The organism is Nocardiopsis sp. SBT366 (assembly GCF_001083815.1).
GTDB lineage: Bacteria > Actinomycetota > Actinomycetes > Streptosporangiales > Streptosporangiaceae > Nocardiopsis > Nocardiopsis prasina.
In genome coordinates, this window is sequence record NZ_LAVM01000036.1 from 13,092 (window position 1) to 31,188 (window position 18,097).

General features: G+C 65.9%; 20 protein-coding genes and 2 pseudogenes. 11 read left to right on the top strand and 11 right to left on the bottom strand.

Translation table 11 applies throughout. The annotated features are described in order from the left end of the window. Window positions 1-14: 14 nt before the first annotated feature. The 8 genes and pseudogenes from ADX84_RS12960 to ADX84_RS12995 form a co-directional block, all read right to left on the bottom strand. Entirely contained in the window at window positions 15-224 is a 210-nt protein-coding gene (locus tag ADX84_RS12960; RefSeq protein WP_049572871.1) for an AlpA family transcriptional regulator, read from the bottom strand. Continuing rightward, a pseudogene (locus tag ADX84_RS12965) lies at window positions 221-1,905 on the bottom strand (replication initiator). Before ADX84_RS12965 ends, ADX84_RS12960 begins: the two are co-directional and overlap by 4 nt. 230 nt (window positions 1,906-2,135) lie before the next feature. Next, window positions 2,136-3,565, bottom strand: a pseudogene (locus tag ADX84_RS12970) (FtsK/SpoIIIE domain-containing protein). After that, complete coding sequence (locus ADX84_RS12975) at window positions 3,565-3,825, bottom strand: hypothetical protein (RefSeq protein ID WP_049572875.1); 261 nt, start codon at window positions 3,823-3,825, stop codon at window positions 3,565-3,567. The pseudogene ADX84_RS12970 and the gene ADX84_RS12975 overlap by 1 nt, the downstream one beginning before the upstream one ends. Window positions 3,826-3,926: 101 nt before the next feature. After that, entirely contained in the window at window positions 3,927-4,334 is a 408-nt protein-coding gene (locus tag ADX84_RS12980) for a hypothetical protein (RefSeq protein WP_049572878.1), read from the bottom strand. A gap of 115 nt (window positions 4,335-4,449) precedes the next feature. Next, window positions 4,450-5,193: a GntR family transcriptional regulator gene (locus ADX84_RS12985; protein ID WP_049572881.1), complete on the bottom strand. Its 744-nt coding sequence runs from the start codon at window positions 5,191-5,193 to the stop codon at window positions 4,450-4,452. 204 nt (window positions 5,194-5,397) lie between these two features. Then, on the bottom strand, window positions 5,398-5,829 hold the full coding sequence (locus tag ADX84_RS12990) for a hypothetical protein (protein WP_049572885.1): 432 nt from the start codon (window positions 5,827-5,829) through the stop codon (window positions 5,398-5,400). Continuing rightward, on the bottom strand, window positions 5,826-6,035 hold the full coding sequence (locus ADX84_RS12995) for a hypothetical protein (protein ID WP_049572968.1): 210 nt from the start codon (window positions 6,033-6,035) through the stop codon (window positions 5,826-5,828). Before ADX84_RS12995 ends, ADX84_RS12990 begins: the two co-directional genes overlap by 4 nt. 524 nt (window positions 6,036-6,559) lie before the next feature. Between ADX84_RS12995 and ADX84_RS13000 the strand changes: the two genes are divergently transcribed. The 9 genes from ADX84_RS13000 to ADX84_RS13020 all read left to right on the top strand — a co-directional run bounded on the left by ADX84_RS13000 (window position 6,560) and on the right by ADX84_RS13020 (window position 12,512). Next, window positions 6,560-7,762 (top strand): XRE family transcriptional regulator, encoded by a 1,203-nt coding sequence (locus tag ADX84_RS13000; protein WP_234003945.1) that lies wholly within the window; start codon window positions 6,560-6,562, stop codon window positions 7,760-7,762. Continuing rightward, window positions 7,747-7,968, top strand: a complete 222-nt coding sequence (locus ADX84_RS26630) for a hypothetical protein (protein WP_234003946.1) — start codon at window positions 7,747-7,749, stop codon at window positions 7,966-7,968. The genes ADX84_RS13000 and ADX84_RS26630 overlap by 16 nt, the downstream gene beginning before the upstream one ends. Further along, window positions 7,961-8,473: a flavoprotein gene (locus ADX84_RS25435; protein WP_082206461.1), complete on the top strand. Its 513-nt coding sequence runs from the start codon at window positions 7,961-7,963 to the stop codon at window positions 8,471-8,473. Before ADX84_RS26630 ends, ADX84_RS25435 begins: the two co-directional genes overlap by 8 nt. A gap of 166 nt (window positions 8,474-8,639) precedes the next feature. Further along, on the top strand, window positions 8,640-10,328 hold the full coding sequence (locus ADX84_RS25440) for an AIPR family protein (protein WP_199776576.1): 1,689 nt from the start codon (window positions 8,640-8,642) through the stop codon (window positions 10,326-10,328). Between the two features lie 422 nt (window positions 10,329-10,750). Continuing rightward, complete coding sequence (locus ADX84_RS13005; protein WP_234003947.1) at window positions 10,751-10,981, top strand: hypothetical protein; 231 nt, start codon at window positions 10,751-10,753, stop codon at window positions 10,979-10,981. 527 nt (window positions 10,982-11,508) lie between these two features. After that, window positions 11,509-11,721, top strand: a complete 213-nt coding sequence (locus tag ADX84_RS13010) for a hypothetical protein (protein WP_049572888.1) — start codon at window positions 11,509-11,511, stop codon at window positions 11,719-11,721. Window positions 11,722-11,786: 65 nt separating this feature from the next. Beyond that, window positions 11,787-11,921, top strand: a complete 135-nt coding sequence (locus ADX84_RS26970) for a hypothetical protein (RefSeq protein ID WP_255352570.1) — start codon at window positions 11,787-11,789, stop codon at window positions 11,919-11,921. 9 nt (window positions 11,922-11,930) lie between these two features. After that, on the top strand, window positions 11,931-12,152 hold the full coding sequence (locus tag ADX84_RS13015) for a hypothetical protein (RefSeq protein WP_049572891.1): 222 nt from the start codon (window positions 11,931-11,933) through the stop codon (window positions 12,150-12,152). Window positions 12,153-12,302: 150 nt separating this feature from the next. Continuing rightward, window positions 12,303-12,512 (top strand): hypothetical protein, encoded by a 210-nt coding sequence (locus tag ADX84_RS13020; RefSeq protein WP_110051936.1) that lies wholly within the window; start codon window positions 12,303-12,305, stop codon window positions 12,510-12,512. 30 nt (window positions 12,513-12,542) lie between these two features. Here the strand turns inward: ADX84_RS13020 and ADX84_RS13025 are convergent, their stop codons facing one another. The 3 genes from ADX84_RS13025 to ADX84_RS25445 all read right to left on the bottom strand — a co-directional run bounded on the left by ADX84_RS13025 (window position 12,543) and on the right by ADX84_RS25445 (window position 16,336). Further along, window positions 12,543-13,475 (bottom strand): universal stress protein, encoded by a 933-nt coding sequence (locus ADX84_RS13025; protein WP_199776577.1) that lies wholly within the window; start codon window positions 13,473-13,475, stop codon window positions 12,543-12,545. A gap of 104 nt (window positions 13,476-13,579) precedes the next feature. Further along, the gene (locus ADX84_RS13030; RefSeq protein WP_049572973.1) at window positions 13,580-14,497 is read right to left on the bottom strand and encodes a universal stress protein; all 918 of its coding nucleotides are present in this window, start codon (window positions 14,495-14,497) and stop codon (window positions 13,580-13,582) included. A 78-nt stretch (window positions 14,498-14,575) separates the two neighbouring features. Beyond that, complete coding sequence (locus tag ADX84_RS25445; protein ID WP_082206465.1) at window positions 14,576-16,336, bottom strand: MinD/ParA family protein; 1,761 nt, start codon at window positions 16,334-16,336, stop codon at window positions 14,576-14,578. A gap of 194 nt (window positions 16,337-16,530) precedes the next feature. On the opposite strand from ADX84_RS25445, the gene ADX84_RS13040 reads away from it, so the two are divergent. After that, window positions 16,531-17,505 (top strand): NAD(P)H-quinone oxidoreductase, encoded by a 975-nt coding sequence (locus ADX84_RS13040; protein ID WP_049572895.1) that lies wholly within the window; start codon window positions 16,531-16,533, stop codon window positions 17,503-17,505. Between the two features lie 33 nt (window positions 17,506-17,538). Then, window positions 17,539-18,087, top strand: coding sequence for a bacterial proteasome activator family protein (locus ADX84_RS13045; RefSeq protein ID WP_049572898.1), 549 nt, complete (start codon window positions 17,539-17,541; stop codon window positions 18,085-18,087). Window positions 18,088-18,097: the final 10 nt, after the last annotated feature.

The following is an 18,097-nucleotide window of genomic DNA, read 5'->3' on the forward strand; positions in this document are numbered from 1 at the left end:
GTCTCCTTCGGGGGTTACCGGGTTCGGACCCAGGCGTGCACCTCAGCGGGCACGTAGCGCACGTACCGGCCGATGCGGTGGGAGGGAGGGCCGTCGCCCTTGTAGCGCCACTCGTAGAGGGTCTTGGGAGGCACGCGGAGGTAGGTGGCCGTGTCCTTGACCGACCACAGCACCTCGTCTGTCCGGGGCCGGGGAACGATTGGAGTGGTGCCAGCGGTTCTCATGCGGCCCTCGTCTCGGTGGTTGCCGAAAGATCGTTCTGCCGTGCGGCGTCGAGCTGGGAACGGCGTTTGAGTGCTTCACCCACGGCCCGCAGCAGGCGTTGCTCTCGGGGTGCCACGTCCGGATCGGTGGGACCCGCGAGTTCCCAGGCGAAGTCACCGGAGTTGACCGAGGTCAGCACCGAGGTACGCGGGTTACTTTCGTCGCCCTGGCCCTCGTTGGCGGGATCGACACCGAGCGCGTCCAGGACCCAAGCCAGCCGGTCCGCCTTGTGATCGGCCAGGGTCTTGCCGGACCACTTCCGGGAGACCAGGACGCGGCGTCCGGCGTATCCGAGGTGTTCGCGTCGGTGGGCTTTGGAGCGGCAGAACCCGGGGCGCTGACCGGCCTTGGGGTCTTGGGGTTGGATGCCGTACCGGAGCCAGTTCGAGCAACGGGGAGAGCACGGCTCGAATCGGAGTGCTTCCATGAGTCGATCCACGTGCTGTTCCTGCCGAACCGTTTCGGCCGCGTGGCAGTCCGCGATGTCCTTGGTCAGGTACTTCGCCAGGTAGCGCACGCACCGGGCGGCGTCCTCGGTACCGGCCACGACCCCCTTGGCGTCCACCTGCTTTCCGAACCGCACCACGTGGAAAGGCTCCGGATCGGGTTGGGCGTCGATCTCGTCCAGCGCCTCATCCCAAGTTGGGAGAACTTCCCCCGTGGCAGGGTCGAGGTAGGTGGCGTTGTCCGCATCCCACACCGGCAGGGTCTCCCCTTCGAAACGAACCGTGTCAGCGGAAGGCCACCACACCTGGTGGTAAGTCGCGGCGGCGATCTGGCGCAGCTCAGCCCGGGGCAGGGTTCCGCGTGTGGCCATGTGCAGATGCGGGGCCAACCTGCGCTGCGGCTCCACGGCCGCGAAGTACTGGACGTCGAACCCGGCGACCCGGCGCAGGTTCTGCACGAACCGGTCGATGAGCTTGGAGAAGTGCAGGGTGTCCCGGGCGGCCCGCCGGTAGTCGTAGGTGGAGAAGTCCACCGGAGTGCCGTCCGAGCGCACCCGCCCGTAGGAGTCCAGGGTGAGGGTCAGGAACAGGGAAGGTCGGAACACCTTCCCCGAGGCAGAGTCAGTGAAGGCCCGCCCAACGGTCTTCCTCGTCATGGGTCGCTTGGGCAGATCCGGGGCGTCCTGACGCCTTTTGGTGGAGCGAACCCGACGCGGACCCGACTCAGCAGACTTCGAGCGGGTGACCGAGCCCCGTAGGCCGGAAGCGGTGATCTCCTCGTCCAGGTCCGCGATCACAGCGTCCAGGGCGGCGAGCTGTTCAGGAGCTGCGCCCCCGGTCGCCGCGAGCCGGTCGCGTTCGGCGGTGACCATGGCCTGCTGCTCCACCCACGCTTGTTGTTGCTCTGTGGGTGGGTCGGGTTCCACGACGGGTTCGACCGCGAGGTGCCAGCCCTCTTCACACTGGGAGCGGCGCAGGGACCGTTTCCTCTTCGCGCAGGCCGGGCACCGCGATTCCAGCGTGACCCGCACGGGACGTCGATCACCTCAGTCCGCCCGGTGCCGATATCGGTACGCCGAAGAGAGACCGGTCGGATGCACACCCCGTGGTCGGCGGCGACCTGTTCGGCCACTTCCCGGGCCAGGGGTTGCGCGAGGCGCTCGGCCCGGGTTGTCTTACCGGTAGGAGTCGGCATCAGAGCCACCCCCACTGTGCCGAGGAGAAGAAACAGGCATGCGTATCGTCGGAGTTTTCAACCTGGTGATGGCACTCGTGTGGGTACCAGTAGCGATATTCGCGCCCCACGAGGGCGATGGCTTGGTGCGGCACGCCCAGATCTTCAACGCGGTGATCTTCTCCATGTTCACGGCCATATGGGCCGCTCAGGAGTTCGGCACGTACCAAGCGGAAGAGGAACGGTCGGCATCAGGCTTCCTCTCCCGTCATAGAGGAAGCGGTCCCGTAGGGACCATCCATGGCGGTGATGTCGTCATCGGATACGAACGCGGCCCGTACCCGCACCGGGGAAGGTGAGGCTTCCAGGCGGACGTAGGCCACGCCGGGAAGGGTGGGGGCGATCAGGTGTGCCTCAGCACCCCGCTCCCGTGCTCCTTCACCGAGGACCATGTCCACCTGTGATGCCTCGTCCAACCGCAGGGCGATCTTGTCCGGGAACAGGTTCCGAAGGTTCATCACTTCCTTGCGCGGGTCCTGGAGTGCTGCCAGCACACAGAAGCCGACCGAGCGCCCTTGTGATGTCAGGGTGGCGATGGCGTTCTCCGAGCGCTTCCGCACGTCCCGGTCGGGGTGGTAGGCGGTCAGGAAGGCGACTTCGTCCAGGACCACGACCACGAACGGGTCAGCCGTGGTGGGGGTGTGTGAGCGCTGTTTTCCGGCGTAGCGTTCGGCGCGTTCTTGCATCTGGGCCACGGCGTGTTCGAGGAGTTCCACCGCGGATTCCCCGGTGTCCGCGTACCGCGCGAACAGGTCCCGCCCGTAGGCGAGTTCCATGCGTTTGGGGTCGATCCCCCACACCTGCGCCGACCCGCCGGAGATGGCGGGGAGCATGGCCCGGATGGCCGACCAGAGCACGGAGCCTTTCCCGGCCCCGGTCACGCCGACGATCAGGACGTGGGTTCCGTGCAGCCGGAGCTTCCACGGGGTGCCGTCTTCGCGTTTGCCGATCGGCAGCGCTGACAGGTCGACGTGGTGGGTCATCGGGAAGGCGTCGAGGGGTTCGGCGAGGGTGTCGTGTCGGGGGAACTCCAAGGTGATGTCCCGAGGCCCGTTCACGGTCACCCGGCAGGAGGGGGCGGCGAACCCGTGCGCCAACTCCACCACCCGGTGCTCAAAGTCGGTCGGGGAGGTACCGGCCACGAGGGAGACGCGGACGTAGTCAGCCCGGGCATTGCACCGGACGGAGCGGATGCGGGGCAGGTAGCGGCGTTCCTGGTAGGACTCGGCCAGCCCGGAGATCACCAGCACGGGTTGCCAGTGCCTGCGGTACACGACCAGGTGCCGCCACCACGCCAGCAGCCGCCACGTGACGCAGTACCGATACGAGGTCGGCCAGGTACGCCACCACACCAACGAGACGACAGCCAGGCCCCCGGCCAGGGCAGCGAGGCCGACCCATCCGAAGAACCACCAGGACGCGGCCACGAAGGTGGACGAGGTGACCATGACGGGGAAGCGGAACGGCAACGACACCACCAGGCGCACCAGACGGTAGATCCAGGAGCCCAGGACGACGATGCCGGGGGTCTCCACGATCGGAGTCGTCCACCGCACCCCTGAGCAGGGGTCGGCAACGTGGGTGAGGACTGGGAAGCCCCGATCTTGGGTTGGCGCATCATCACCGACCACCCCCATTCAGAGCCTCAGCAGCGGCGATCTCGGCCCACAGAAGGTCGGAGTCAGCACGAGCGCACGCAGCGAACCGGGCCGCGTCAGGGTTGCCGTCCCGCTTCGCGATGGCGGCGAAGATCCGTGACTTGAAGTCGAAGAACTCCGCCCGCTCCGCCTTGGTAGTGCGCGGCTTGTCGTACTCGGCCAGGAACACCCGCACCAGCTCAGGGCCGGTCAGAGCGGACAGGTCTTCGGGAATCTGGGACATACTGGGGGCACCTCTTCTGAGATTTCGCAGTCGCGGGAGGGGATCAGGGGCGGCTAGGTGTTGGAGCACCAGGCCGCCCCGCTTCATGTGTCAGGAGGCGGTCAGGCCGCTTCCTTGGCCGGAGCGCGACGACCAGCAGCAGCACTGCCGGGGGCCTTCACGCCCCGAGCACGCAGGGAGTAGGCGATCCGGGGGCGGCGACCGTTGTCGTCCACGTAGGGCATGACCGCCATCGCCTCGAACTCGATCGGCCGGAACGGCAGACCGGGAACCTCGTCGGGCAGCGTGGGGCACACGTTCGCGGCGACCTTGACCTTCACCGACTTGGCCTTGCCCCGCGCTTCGGGGTCAGCGTCGATCACGTCCACCGCCCACAACGGCAGCCCGGAGTCCTTGTCCATCTGCGGACGCTTGGTCTCGAAGTCCGTGATCGCTTCCACCCCCAGCGCGAACGCACCAGCGGGGAAGACCACGTCGAACGCGACCGGCAACGCACCCTGAATAGCCATCTGATCAGCCTCTCGCTTGCTGTCCACTCAACCACTTGTTCGGTCAAGTGGATATCAGGATAGCCAGCAGTACTTGTCCGGACAAGTGGATAAGACTGCGAGAGGGCCGTTTCAGCTACACAGCCGGGTAGGAGTCCTCCAGTTCATGCAGGTCACCCGGGAGGACGATCTCCGCGACAGAAATAATGCGATCGGAGGCGTCCAGTACCCGCGCGGTGATGCCCAGCACCGGAGTCGACTGCTCCAACCCCAGGGCCTCCCGCTCCTGATCCGAGGCGACCCGAGCACACAGCCGCTCCACGACCTTGGCCGGTCGCAACTGCTTGACCATCTGCACGTGCTCACGCGCACCGATGCTGATCGGAGCATCCGAAGCAAGGTCGGCCCCCTCAGCCACGTCCAGCGGGAACCAGAGGGTGACCAGTTCACTCGGGGTCGCCTTGTCGTCAAGGACCAGACGGCGACGCATAACCGCTGGAGAGCCCTCGGGAACACCCAGGGCCTGAGCCAGCGAGGCCGGAACCGGAGCGCGGCCAGCGGACAGCACCCGGCTTCCCTCGGGGCTTTCGGAGGCGTCGAAGGCGCTGGCCCCGGCGTGGGAGCGCTCGGAGGTCTGTTGCGGGACCCCCCGCACGAACGAGCCGCGCCCGTGTTCGCGTCCGATCCAGCCCTGCATACTCAGGATCTGCAAGGCCCGCACCACCGTGGAGCGACCGGCCCCGAACTCACGGACCATGCGTGCTTCGGAGGGGAGCATCTCCCCCACGGGATAGGTCCCGTCCTCAATGCGCTCTTGAATCGCCCGCACGATCTGTACGTACTTGGGCGGAGCGAACTCCAGACTCGACATATTGTCCACCTGGTGACTCTAGTACTCGTGTGGTCGAGTAGCTTACTCGTGTGGTCGGCCCCTGTCAGCAGGTGGGGCCACATGTGAACCCCGCACCCTGTTCAGAGGTCAGGCGGAAAGCACACCGCGTCGCGGGTGCACGTCGCCGCAGAGGAAGGCCCGCGTGCCCTGGCCGCCGTGGTCTCGAAGAGACGTCAGGGCACGCGGGGGTATCTAGAACGGTCGCCAGTTAGCGGCCCGTTCCACGACGTAGACGCTCAGGTTCTCCACGGTGGCACCGCACAGGGCACGGCGTTCGCCCTCAACCAGGGCAGCGGCCACCAAGCCCACGTCATGCCGGGCGGCGACCTCACCCGAGGTCAGCACCGGAGGGGTGACCGCACGGACGTGGTTGCACACCGCACCGTCCACCACGTGGCACAGACCCACGACGTAGGACAGCCGCAGCCGGCGCCGGGCTACCTGGGGCGGCAGCTCACACCGCAGGCGCTGCACCACGGGTTTGCCGTCAGGGCCGGTACCCACGGCTTCGTAGGTGATGGACTGCCAGTCCTCAAAGGCCACCCGCACCCGCACACCGTGTGCGCGAGACCAGGCGTAGAACGCGGCACGATCCGCCGGAGGTGAGGCGTATTCGGTGCTCATGCGCGCACCACCCCGACCGCGATGGCCGTGCGCACCAGGTCACGCAACTCGGCCATGTCATCGACTGCCGAGGGCGGAGCCGAGATCTGTTCGAGCAGACGCAGGCCCCGCTTGTCCCGTTCGATCCGATGCGCAGTGCGCTTGTGCTCGAAGTGCGCGTAGGGGCCGCGCAAGAGGTTGTAGGCACGAGGGTCGCCACTGTCCATCACGATGGGTTCCGGTGCGGGCCACAGCTCCACCCGCACAGGCGAGGGAAGGTGCACCGTGCGGGGTCCGTTCCGGTGATGCCTTCCCCGTGGTTTCGGTCGTATCAGAGTCACCAGCGCCCGAATCAGGGCGATAAGGTCGCTCACGTCAGCCTGCTTTCATCAGGTTGGCCGCGCCCCCGGACGCCTTGCCCGCGTCGCGGGGGTCTGTCATGTCATGGATCAGCAGGCGAGACCGGTGTCAGTGGAGGGCTCCGCCGTGACGGAGCGCTCTCCCGTCCCCTTGCAGAAGGGGCAGGCCGCTGCACGCGTTGCCTGCTTCTCACCAGGCACAGATCGAACGACGACCAGTCGTCGCGGTCGGACGGACTTCCAGCCCCGCCCACGGCATGACCTGCACTTCATTCCGTTCCTGGCATCCATAGGGCTAACAATCCCGGGTTGAGATTCCGAAACCCATTCCTCCTCGGGATGACAAAGAGGGATACTGGCGGTCCCCGTACTCGCAGCGCCGAGGAGTCAGGATGCAGGGACACCCGACGAGCCGGATCACCATCCCGTCGTGGGCATGGGAGCGAGAACACACGGCCGAGTTCCTGCGCAGGCCCGATGTCCAGGCGCTTTTCCAGTTCGTGCGCCAGTACGGCGGCGCGAGCCAGATGGCGATCTCAGCGGCGACCGGTCTGTCTCAGGGGCGGGTCAGCGAGATCCTGAATGGCCGCAAGACCGTCACGGCCTTCGAGGTGTGCGAGCGGATCGCCGAGGGCATCAGCATGCCCGACACGTCCCGGATGATGTTCGGCCTTGCCCCGAGGAACCCGGACGCGTTCACTGGATATGAGAGAGCGGTGGCCTCGGCAGTCCCGAGCTTGCCCGCGCAGAGGAGCCCAGGCCCAGGGGAGGTCTCGAAGGTGCGCCGCCGCGAATTCGTCGGACTGGCCGGAACGGCCCTCTTCCAAGCCACAGGTGGTTCGATGCTGGACATGGACGAGATCGCAGCGGCACTCACCAGGTACGCGGGAGCCAACCGAAGCGCCTCCCGAGCGGCGACCAGCCTGAGAGAACTCGCCCAGCGAACGCACTCCGCCAAGGTCGGATACCAGGCGTGCCACTACACGGCCGTGGCCAAGCGGCTTCCCGAGTTGCTTCGGAACCTGGATGATGCCGCCAGCGGAGTAGACGGGGACGACGCCGCCAAGGTCCATGCACTCCGTGCGGAGGCGTATCACGTCGCGGCGAGCCTGCTACTCAAGTGCGAGGAGCGGGGATTGTCCTACCTCGCAGCCGATCGGAGCATGCGAGCCGCTGAAGACAGCGAGAACCCCGCGGTCGTGGGAGCCAGCGCCCGAGCGTTCACCCGAGCGCTCATGCGCGAACGGCACTACAAAGCCGCGACGGAACTGGCAACGAACACCGCCGAACGTGTGGACAGCGCTATGGACGAGCCCACGCCGGAATCCCTGTCGGTATGCGGGTCACTTCTAGCGGCGCGGTATCAGCGGCCAAGCGCGAGGACCGAGGCCAAGCGCTCAGCCTGCTTGACGAGGCAGGCCACGCAGGCGAACGTCTCGGCGGCGATTTCAACTACCAGTGGACGGCGTTCGGTCCCACCAACGTTCTCCTTCACCGTGTCAGCGCAGCCGTCGAACTGGGCGACGCGGGCAGCGCCATCGACTATGCGCGGCAGGTGCAGTTGGACAACATCGAGGTCATGGAGCGCAGGGTAACGCTGTTCATCGACGCGGCCCGTGCCTACCAGCAGTGGGGGAAGACCGAGCACGCCTACCACGCGTTGCGCAACGCCGAGGAGATAGCGAGCGAGGAACTGACCACGCGCCCGGTGGTGCACCAGTTGATCAACGACATCCGTAACCGCGCCAGCGGTCACCTGTACGGGAACGTCAGCGAACTTGCAGAAAGGGTCGGTGCCTGAATCAGTGAGCGAGCAGAAGACGCTCTATCTGGTCGTATGCGCAGCCGGACCGGCATCGGAAGTTGACACTCTGGTCGGCTTGGCACAAGGCCGAGGCTGGACCGTCCAAGTCATGGCTACCCCTGCCGCACTCAGTTTCATCGACGTCGAAGCGTTGGAGATGCAAACTGGCCGACCAGTGCGAAGCCAGCACCGTGCATCAGGCGACCCCCGATCTCCCAAAGCGGATGCCATCATCATCGCCCCGGCCACGTTCAATACCATCAACAAGCTAGCCAACGGCATTGCTGACAACTACGCCCTGGATGTGACGAACGAAGCAATCGGGATTGGAATACCGATCGCAATCCTTCCTTTCGTGAATTCTTCGTACGCAAAGAGAATACCCCTCCAATCCAGCATAGACTGTCTTCACAGAGAGGGAGTATCCTTTCTCATGGGAAGAAAAATGTTCGAGCCACATCAACCAGGACACGGACGAGAGGCAATGCAAAATTACCCCTGAGAAATGACCCTTGACGAAGTAGAAAACATCACAAAACAAGAGATTAAATAACTCAATCCAGAAATAAAGCCTGAATAAAAATGGAGAAGAATTGAAACAGAATCCAAGCATCGCGGCCCTTCGCGATCGAAGTGACTTGATGAAGTACGGCGAAGAGAATGCTCTGATGCTATTCGCACTGCAACTGAAGTTTGGCATTGAGGACATAGATTCAGTCGCTTCAGTCGCCTTGACCGATGGGCCGAATGACAAAAAGTGTGACTTGGTTTATATAAATCGGGACAATGGGATTGCAATTGTCGCCCAGGGATACCTATCACCAAACGAGCAACGAAGGGCGGCCAGGGCGAACAAGGCCAGCGATCTCAACACCGCTGTATCTTGGCTAATATCCGGAGACGTAACGACTCTACCTGAGGTGCTTCGTTCAGCAGCGTTGGAACTAAGGGACGCTCTCGAAAAAAACCAGATCAATGATTTCTACATTTGGTACTGCCACAATCTTTCCGAATCCGATCCGGTACAAAGGGAGCTGGAAACTGCCAGAGGCACCGCAGCAAGCCTGATTCGCACGCACTATTCTTCTACTCAAAACCCTTCCGTAACTTGGGAGGAAATCGGAAAAGACACGCTTGAATCGCTATACACCCGCACACAAGCACCGATCATCGTCCCGGAAGAATATAATCTCGCCATACCCGGCGGCTTTGAGACCTCTGGGGACCGCTGGAAAGCATACTGCACATCAGTCAACGGTAAGTGGCTGTACGACATTTGGCAGAAACACAAGTCAGATCTAATGTCTCCCAATGTTCGAGGATACCTCGGAATTGTTCGAAGCGAAAGAAACATCAATAATGGAATTAAGACCACAGCCCGAGAGGCGCCAGAAAACTTCTGGATATACAACAATGGCCTAACAATGCTAGTAAACAGTTATCATGTAACTAGAATCGGAGCCAGTAAAAACCTCAAAATATCTGGGGTGGGAATCGTCAATGGAGCGCAGACGACAGGCTCATTGGGGAACCTCACCGAGGCAGAAGCAAAAGAAATAGAACAACTACAGGTAATGGTTCGCTTTGTTGAGTGTAGCGACCCGGAAGTTCTCGGTCAGATCGTTAAGTTTAACAATACGCAAAACAAAGTTGAAGCTAGTGACTTCAGAAGCAAAGATCCCGTGCAGGAGCGACTTCGAACCGAATTCGAAAATATCCCTGATTCCGATTACAGAGGGGGGAGGAGGGGTGGAATTAGAGATGCTATTGAGCGATCTAAGAATCTTCTCGCAGACAACACTGTAGCTCAATCACTCGCCGCGTTTCACGGGCAACCAAACATTGCCTACAACGAAACTAGGAGAATATGGGACGATGATGCAGTTTATGCAAGCGTATTCTCGGAAAAAACTAGCGCTCGGCATGTCGTTCTTACCTACTCGCTCCAGAGGGCAATTGAAGAAATCAAACGCGACCTTCAGCGGACTGAAGAATCCGAGCGGACACAAGCCGCAAATAGCCACATCTCGTTCCTTCGAAAGCGCGGATCAACATCCCTCTTCGTCACAGCAATCTCCGAGAGTCTAGAAATTCTGACTGGGAAAGTAATCCCAAGCAAATGGTCACTAGCATTTTCAGATAAATGCTCACCCAGGGAAGGCATAGAGAAATGGAAGCCCGCCGCACGGGCCCTGATGCCTTTCGTTCGCCAACTGGACAGTGCTGTGGACAACAATCTGAAGAGCCAAGAGAAAGTTCGCGAAGCAATCAAAAATTTCCAAGCAATGGTCGAATCATCCGTGGAGATTGACCCCTCGGGATACAAGAGATTTTCAGATATGCTCGAAGTAGCATAGATCAAATTGCCGAATGAGGCTATATAGAATCAAGGCGACGGCGCGAGCGCCGTCGCTGCGACCGGTCGGTGGTCGCGCTCGGGCTGCGGGCTGTCGCCCGGTCCCGAGCGCGACCACCGGTCGTTCTGTTACTAGCTTGACGTGCTCCCACGACGAACGGTTGCGATTTCTTCGAAACCAATCGACAACACCATTGACCGTGTTGTATTAGTGCTGTTCAGGGACTGGTGGTACCAAGGGGCTCGCGCCCCCTGGACCCCCCGAACCCACACGGAACCTGGCGCGACACAGGACGTGCGGGAGTACCGACCGATCGCGCCAGAACCCGCGCGGGACCATAACCGTGGTGACCCACCCCGGATGGCGCTGTGGTGGTGTCCAGGGTGAGCACACCAGACACCCGCCCGAGGAGATACCCCGTGTTGAGCGAACACCAGGGAGTGACCGTGCTCGAAGATTGGGACCGCATCGACGAGCTTCTCTTCCACGGACACACGATCCAGGCAGCGCACGCCATCAGGAAGCAGTTCGGCCCCATGCCCCTACGAGCCACCATCGAGGCCGTGAGCGAGCGCTTCGAGCACCTGCGCGCAACCCGCTCCGAGGACTTCACCGTCAGCCTTGATGACTACTGGGACGGCTTCTACTCATAGTCGTTGCCGTGCCACACACGTGCCACACGGGGCAGGCAACACCGGGGAACCACGGTCGCTCGGACAGCATCCTCGCAGGTAGACAAAGCGCGAGGTCAGCCGTCAGAGGCGTTCTCGGCTTCCCAATCTGAAAACTTTGCTGACACTCGTGCGCGCCCTCAAAACAGCAGGAGCACGCTCCCCAGTGATGCACATTCAGTGCACATAGCTCCAAGATGACTCCGGAAGCGCTGGGAAGCGCCCGGAACATCCACGCAGGTCAAAGGACCATTCACCGCTTTGTCGACAGGGCGCCAGGGCCCCTCGGCACAACGGGGCTTCATGGGTTCAAATCCCATACCCTCCGCAGAAGAGAAGGCCGGTGAGCCGGGTCCGCGCGGGACCCGGGCCACCGGCCTTCGTCGTTCCAAGATCCAGAGCCCCAGGTGTTCAGCTGGTCAGACCTGCAGCCGACCTCGGCCGCGTTTGACCGGTTTCGGGCGCGGTAAACCCTGAGTAGCGGCCGCCCCCGATCCCCAAGGACACAGATGACCTACCTCCCCCGCTGGCTCACCTCGCCGGGAGCTTCGATGGTGCTTCTCGTGGCGGTGGCTGTCACCATCGGCGTCCTGATCGGCTGGATGTTCGCCCCACCACCGTGGGTCGTTGGAACGATCGTCGGCCTCGTGTGCGGTATCGGCGCTCCCCTGGTCGTCAAGAGAGCGATAGCCCCGGAAGCGCGAGAGACGGACGAACGATGACGGGAGGGCCTCGGGAAGACCTGCCGAGGCGGACGGCTGTCAGCGCGGTCCTTGTCATGGTGAGCATGCTTCTGACCGGCTACTCCGCCCACCTGAACGCCAACAACTGGCTGCTCCTGGCGTGCTCCGTGGTCTTCCTGGCCTCCACCGGGGTGCTCATCACATGGATCGTCCGAGGCCGAACCGTGGACCCTGGTTAGGAGTCAGCCGTGCTCAGACAGATCAAGCGCCCCCTGGTTTGGCTCAGTCTTCTTGCCGGTGCGCTCTTCGGCGCGGAGTCGATCCTGCACTTCGTGAGCGCTGGGACGACGCCTTGGCCGGCTCTCCTCGCCTCGCTGTGCTTCACGGTGACGGGCGTCGGCTACATGCACCGTTTCCGGCATGACGACCCTTCGAAGACTTCTCGAACAGGCTCGCACCGGAAGGCCTGAGGGAAGCGAGCGATCGCGCACCCGGTGGTCGCGGCTGGGACCTGTCGCTTTGTCGACAGATCGCCACCGGGGGTTTGGGGCGGCTCTGGTTCGGTATGCCGGAGAGTGACCGGTTCGACACTGGTCCGCAGCCATCCACGGAAGTTCGAGGTGAGGACGATCGGAAAAGCCCCCTGGAGACAGAAGGTCCTGTGGATCACCCTCGGGATCGTCTTCGCGGCCGGTGCCCTGGCGGTGCTGGTCCCCACCCTCGGAGGGTCGTGGACCGTCTACTTCTTCGTCCTGGCGCCGTTCGTGGTGAGCGGTGTCTGGGTCCTGGCCAGCGGCGGATCCCGCAGCAGGTCGGAGCTGGGGAGCTAGCACTGGGGCGGCCCTCGGGCCGCCCCTTCGCTAGTTCTCCTCGTCAGCGTGCTTGGGCAGCACCACCACGGGAATCTTCGCGTGGTGCAGCACGCCCTGGCTCACCGAGCCCAGGAGCAGACCTCGGATGGTGCCCCGGCCACGGGAGCCCACGACGATGGCGTGGGCACCCTCGGCGGCCTCCAGGATCGCGTCGACGGGCCCCGACTGGGTCCGCACCACGGTGACCTCGATGTTCACGTCCTCGCGCTGCTCGTCCATGGCCTCGGCCAGCAACTCGGCGACGAGCTCCTCGGACTGCCGCTCGAAGATGTTCTCCTGCGGCTGGTGCCCCGCCGCCGTCATTGCGATCGGGTCGTACGGGTAGGGGACCTCCCAGCTGTTGACCACGACCAGCTCACCGTCGGTCTCGGCCGCCAGGTTCACGGCGAGTCCGAGGGCGCGCCGGGAGGGGTTCGACCCGTCGACGCCCACGACGATCCGGTCCAGCTTCGTGGTCGCGGGCTTCCCCTTGGCTCCGGTGGGGACCACCACGACGGGGCACGGGGCCTGCGCGGACACCCGGACGCTCACGGAACCCACGAACATCGAGGCGAAGGCCCCGAGGCCGCGGGTACCCAGCACGATGAGGTCGTGCGGGTGGCTGTCCCGGATCAACGCCAGCGGCGGCTCCTCCAGAGCCGTGAAAGTCTCCACCCTGACGGACGGGTGTTCCTTACGGACCAGTTCGATGGCCTCGGAGAGGATCGTGGTGGCCTGCCCCGAGATCTCGTCGGAGGGCTCGAAGCGGGTCGGCCCCCCGTAGGCGGACACGATCAGCGGCATCCCGAGTGCGTACACGACGTGCAGCTCGACATCCCGGCGCGCGGCCTCGGCGGCCGCCCATTCGAGGGCCGCCCGCGAGTGGTCCGATCCGTCCGCGCCCACGACCACCCGGCTGGGACGTTGTCGTTCGCCTGACATGGTTCCCCCTTGAGACGAGTTTCCCTCTACCCATCATCATCACCGAGTCCAGCACGAACACACGTGAACGGCACAGGGAAAACGGACCCGTGTGTGAGGGACCTTCAGTCCTCCTCGTCGGAGTGCGGCGGCAGCACCGCCACGGGGCCGCGCGCCCGACTCAGCACCCCCTGGCTGGTGGAGCCCATGACCAGGCCCCGCACGCCTCCGCGCCCACGCGAGCCCACCACGATGAGGTCGGCCTGCCCACCGGCTTCGAGGAGGGCCTCCACCGGGTCGGCCTGCATCCGCACGGCGCTGATCTCCACTGCCTGGGTCCGGTCGTCGATCACCTCCGCCAGCACCCCGGCGACCACCTCCTCGGACTGGCGGTCGAACATCTCCTCGTGGAGGGACTGGGTGTCGGCCGAGAGAGAGTCCGGATCCTCCGGGAGCGGCACCTCCCAGCTGTTGACCACCACGACCTCGGCGCCGGTGGCCAGCGCGTGCTCCAGGGCGAAACGCAGCGCCCGGCGTGAGGACTCCGAGCCGTCCACCCCCACCACCACCGTGTTCCGCGGGCGCTCCGGGGCCGGTTCGGGGACGACCACCACCGGGCAGGGGGCGTGGGAGGAGGTGCGCAGGCTCACCGAGCCGAGCATGATCGCCCGGACCGCGCCCAGCCCTCGGGAACCGACGACGATGACGTCACCGTGCCGGGCCTCGTTGAGCAGGACCGCCGGGGCCTCCTCCGGCGCGAGCACGGTGGCCACGTCCAGGTCGGGGCGGGCGCTCCGGACGTACTCGGCGCTCTCGGCGAGCAGCGCGTGCCCGGCCTCCCGAGCCGCCTCCCCGGCCTGGTAGCGCTCCGGCGCGGAGTCGGCGAAGGTCCCCGTCACCGTCGGCAGGCCGAGCCCGTGCACGATCCTGATCTGTCGCCCGTACCTGGCGGCGGTGTCGGTCGCCCAGGCCAGCGCGGCGCGGGCGGTGGGTGAGCCGTCCACCCCCGCAATGACCGCTGGCGGGCGTTCCTGTGTGTTCATGTCCACCTCTTCCCCTCACTGTTCATTGTCGGGACCGTTCGGCGGGAAACCCGCGAGGGAGGGCCCGCGCGTCTTCCGTCAGCGCGCGAAGGCCTCCCCCACGCTCGCGGCCAGTTGCAGGTACGCGTCCTTGGTCGCGGGGGCGAGCTGTTCCAGGTCGACCTCGGCTCCCTCTTCCAGGTGTCCGTCCCAGGGCACGCGTACGACGGAGCGGCACCGTCCCGCGAAGTGGTCCTCCAGCCGGTTGAGGTCCACGCTGCTCTTGCTGTTGGAGCGGACCATGGACAGCACGACGGCGGCGCCGCGTACGAGGTCTCCGTGGCCGTGCGCGTCCAGCCAGTCGAGGGTGGCGCTGGCGCTGCGCGCGCCGTCCACGGAGGCCGAGCTCACCAGCACCACCTGGTCGGCCAGGCCGAGCACCCCGCGCATGGCGGCGTGCAGGAGTCCGGTTCCGCAGTCGGTGATGCAGATGGAGTAGAAGTGCTCGACGATCCGGGCCACCTCGCGGTAGTCGGCGTCGCTGAACGCCTCAGAGACCGCCGGGTCGCGGTCGGAGGCGAGGATCTCCAGTCGGCTGGGCGCCTGGGAGGTGAAGCCCCGGATGTCGGCGTAGCGCGACACCAGGTGGCGTTCGTTGAGCAGGTCCCGGATGGTGGCCGCAGTCTCCAGGCGCACCTTGTCCGAGAGCGTGCCGCGGTCGGGGTTGGCGTCCACGGCGAGCACCCGGTCCCCGCGCAGGGAGGCCAGGGTGGCGCCCAGGGCGACCGTGGTGGTGGTCTTGCCGACCCCGCCCTTGAGGCTGAGGACCGCCACCCTGTGGTGCCCGGACGCGACCGGGGTACAGGCGCGGGCGACCAGCTCGCGTTCACGCAGCACCTTGGGCGACTCCCCCGGGTTGATCAGGCCGAGGCTGGCGTTGTGCACGGCCTTGCGCCAGCCGCTGCTGGGGCCGTAGCGCCGGTTGCGGACGAGGGTGGCCGCGCTGAGGGAGTCGGAGGTCTCCCCCTGGTCGGTGTGGGGCGCGGGCGGTCGGGCCGGTGCCTGGCTCCCGCTCCAGGGGTTGGGGCCGGGCCCGAGCCCGCTCCCGGGGCCGGTGTCCCGGGGTCCGGTCAGGGACGCCGGCGGCGCGGGGCGGTCCGGCAGCGGCTCCGCGCGTTCCACGGAGGCCGCACCGAGCCCGGGCAGGCCCCAGGGGTTCTGGAGGCCCGCGTTCTCCGTGCGACCCGCACCAGCGAACCCGGGGTCCTCCGCGGCACCAAGAGGCGAGGGCGGTTGGGGAGCGGGCCCGGCGGCCCAGGGTGACGGACCCGGGCGCTCCTGTTCCGGGGGTTCGGGGCGCTCGGCCTCCAGCGGCGGCAGCTGTTCGGGCTCGGGGACGTCCGAGTCGCCGGGCGTCCTGCGCGGGGCCAGCGGGTCCCTCTCATCCCCCGCCGGACCTCCGAGGCGCTGGGGCCGCTGGGGACGGCGCTCCTCCTGCCACGGGCCCGAAGGCGGCCGGTTTCGGGCGCCGGGCAGCAGCCGGACCGTGTTGCTCGGCAGCTCCTCGGGCTCGTCCGGGGTGTCGTCCCCTCCCTCTTCCGGCGCGGGTGCCCGGAAGGCGGTGCCGGGGGTCGGGGGCGGGGTGTCCTCGGGCAGGCGCGCGTACGGCGGCGGAGGCGGGGCCGCGCCCTCGAACCCGCCGAACCACTGTTCCCTGGGGGTGGGTGCGGACGGACCCGGCGCGCCCTCGACCTCCTCCGCGAAGTCAGCCGCGTCGTCGTCCGTCCGGCGCCGGATCGACTCCGTGCGCTCGTGCGACTCCGGCTCGGCTCCTGACCCGTTCTGTTCCTGCTGTGCCACCGGGGCTCTCCTGCGTCGAGGGGGTGTGCTGTGGAGGAAGGGCCCTGTCGGGGTTGCCGGGGTGGGCCCTCGGGGTTCTCATACCCGCGCTGAACAAGAAAAGCATCCTCCTCGACGCCCTGAACAGAGTGATCCCGCTTCTCAGCGCGGAACCCTCCTCCCCTTCGGTCCCGTCTCTGGGTACTGTCGGCCCCATGCACGCGATCACAATCACCGAACCCGGCGGCCCCGACGTCCTGGCCTGGTCCGAGGTCCCCGATCCCGTCGTCCGGGAGGGCGAGGTCCTGGTGGACGTGGCGGCCACCGCGGTCAACCGGGCCGACGTCGCCCAACGCCAGGGCGTCTACCCTCCGCCTCCCGGCGGCTCCGAGTACCCGGGCCTGGAGTGCTCGGGCACGATCGCCGAACTCGGCCCCGGCACGGACGGCACCGGCTGGTCCGTCGGCGACCGGGTGTGCGCCCTGCTGACGGGCGGCGGGTACGCCGAGAGGGTCGCCGTCCCGGTCGGCCAGCTCCTGCCGGTGCCACGCGGAGTGAGTCTGACCGACGCGGCGGCGCTGCCCGAGGTGGCCTGCACCGTGTGGTCCAACCTCGTGATGGTGGGCGGGTTGCGTGCCGGGCAGACCGTCCTCGTCCACGGCGGCGGCAGCGGGATCGGCACGTTCGCCGTCCAGTTCGCGAAGGCGCTGGGCGCCCGTGTGGCGGTCACCGCGGGCAGCGAGGAGAAGCTGGAGCGCTGCCGTGAACTGGGCGCCGAGATCACCGTGAACTACCGCACCGGGAACTTCACCGAGGTCCTGCGGGCCGAGGGCGGCGCGGACCTCATCCTCGACATCATGGGCGGTTCCTACCTGGACGCGAACCTGCGCTCACTGGCCACCAACGGACGCCTCGTGATCATCGGGCTGATGGGCGGGGGCACCTCCGAGATCGACCTCGGCCGCATGCTGGTCAAACGCCTCTCCGTGCAGGCCACCACCCTTCGCTCCCGGCCTCCCGAGGAGAAGGCGGCCATCGTCGCGGGAGTACTGGAGGAGGTTTGGCCGTTGATAGAGGAAGGAACCATCCGCCCCGTCGTGGACCGCGAACTGTCGATCGAGGACGCGGCGGAGGCCCACCGCGTGTTGGAATCGAGCGCGCACACCGGCAAGATCCTTCTCACCCGTTGACAGCGTGCCGGACACAGCCGAACTAGGGGATCGATGAGCAACGCAGACGACCAGAAGGAACCGCAGGTCCTGGTGGTCGGAACCGACGACAGCCACGGGAACGGCGACGGGGACGACTCCGGGGAACCCCGCACCCTCGCGGACATGGTGGAGCAGCCCGCCAAGGTGATGCGGATCGGCAGCATGATCCGTCAGCTCCTCGACGAGGTGAAGGCGGCCCCGCTGGACGAGGCCAGCCGCACCCGGCTGAAGGAGATCCACACCTCCTCGATCAAGGAGCTGGAGGACGGGCTCGCGCCCGAACTCATCGAGGAGCTGGAACGCCTGACCCTGCCGTTCGCCGAGGGGTCGGCGCCCAGCGACGCCGAGCTGAGGATCGCCCAGGCGCAGCTGGTGGGCTGGTTGGAGGGTCTGTTCCACGGCATCCAGACCACCCTGTTCGCCCAGCAGATGGCGGCCCGGGCGCAGCTGGAGAACATGCGCAAGGCGCTCCCGCCGGGGGTGTCCGGGCTCCAGGCCCAGGGCCCCGGCGCGGAGTCGCAGGAGGACCACCCGCACATGGGGTCCGGCCCCTACCTGTAGGACCGCGCAC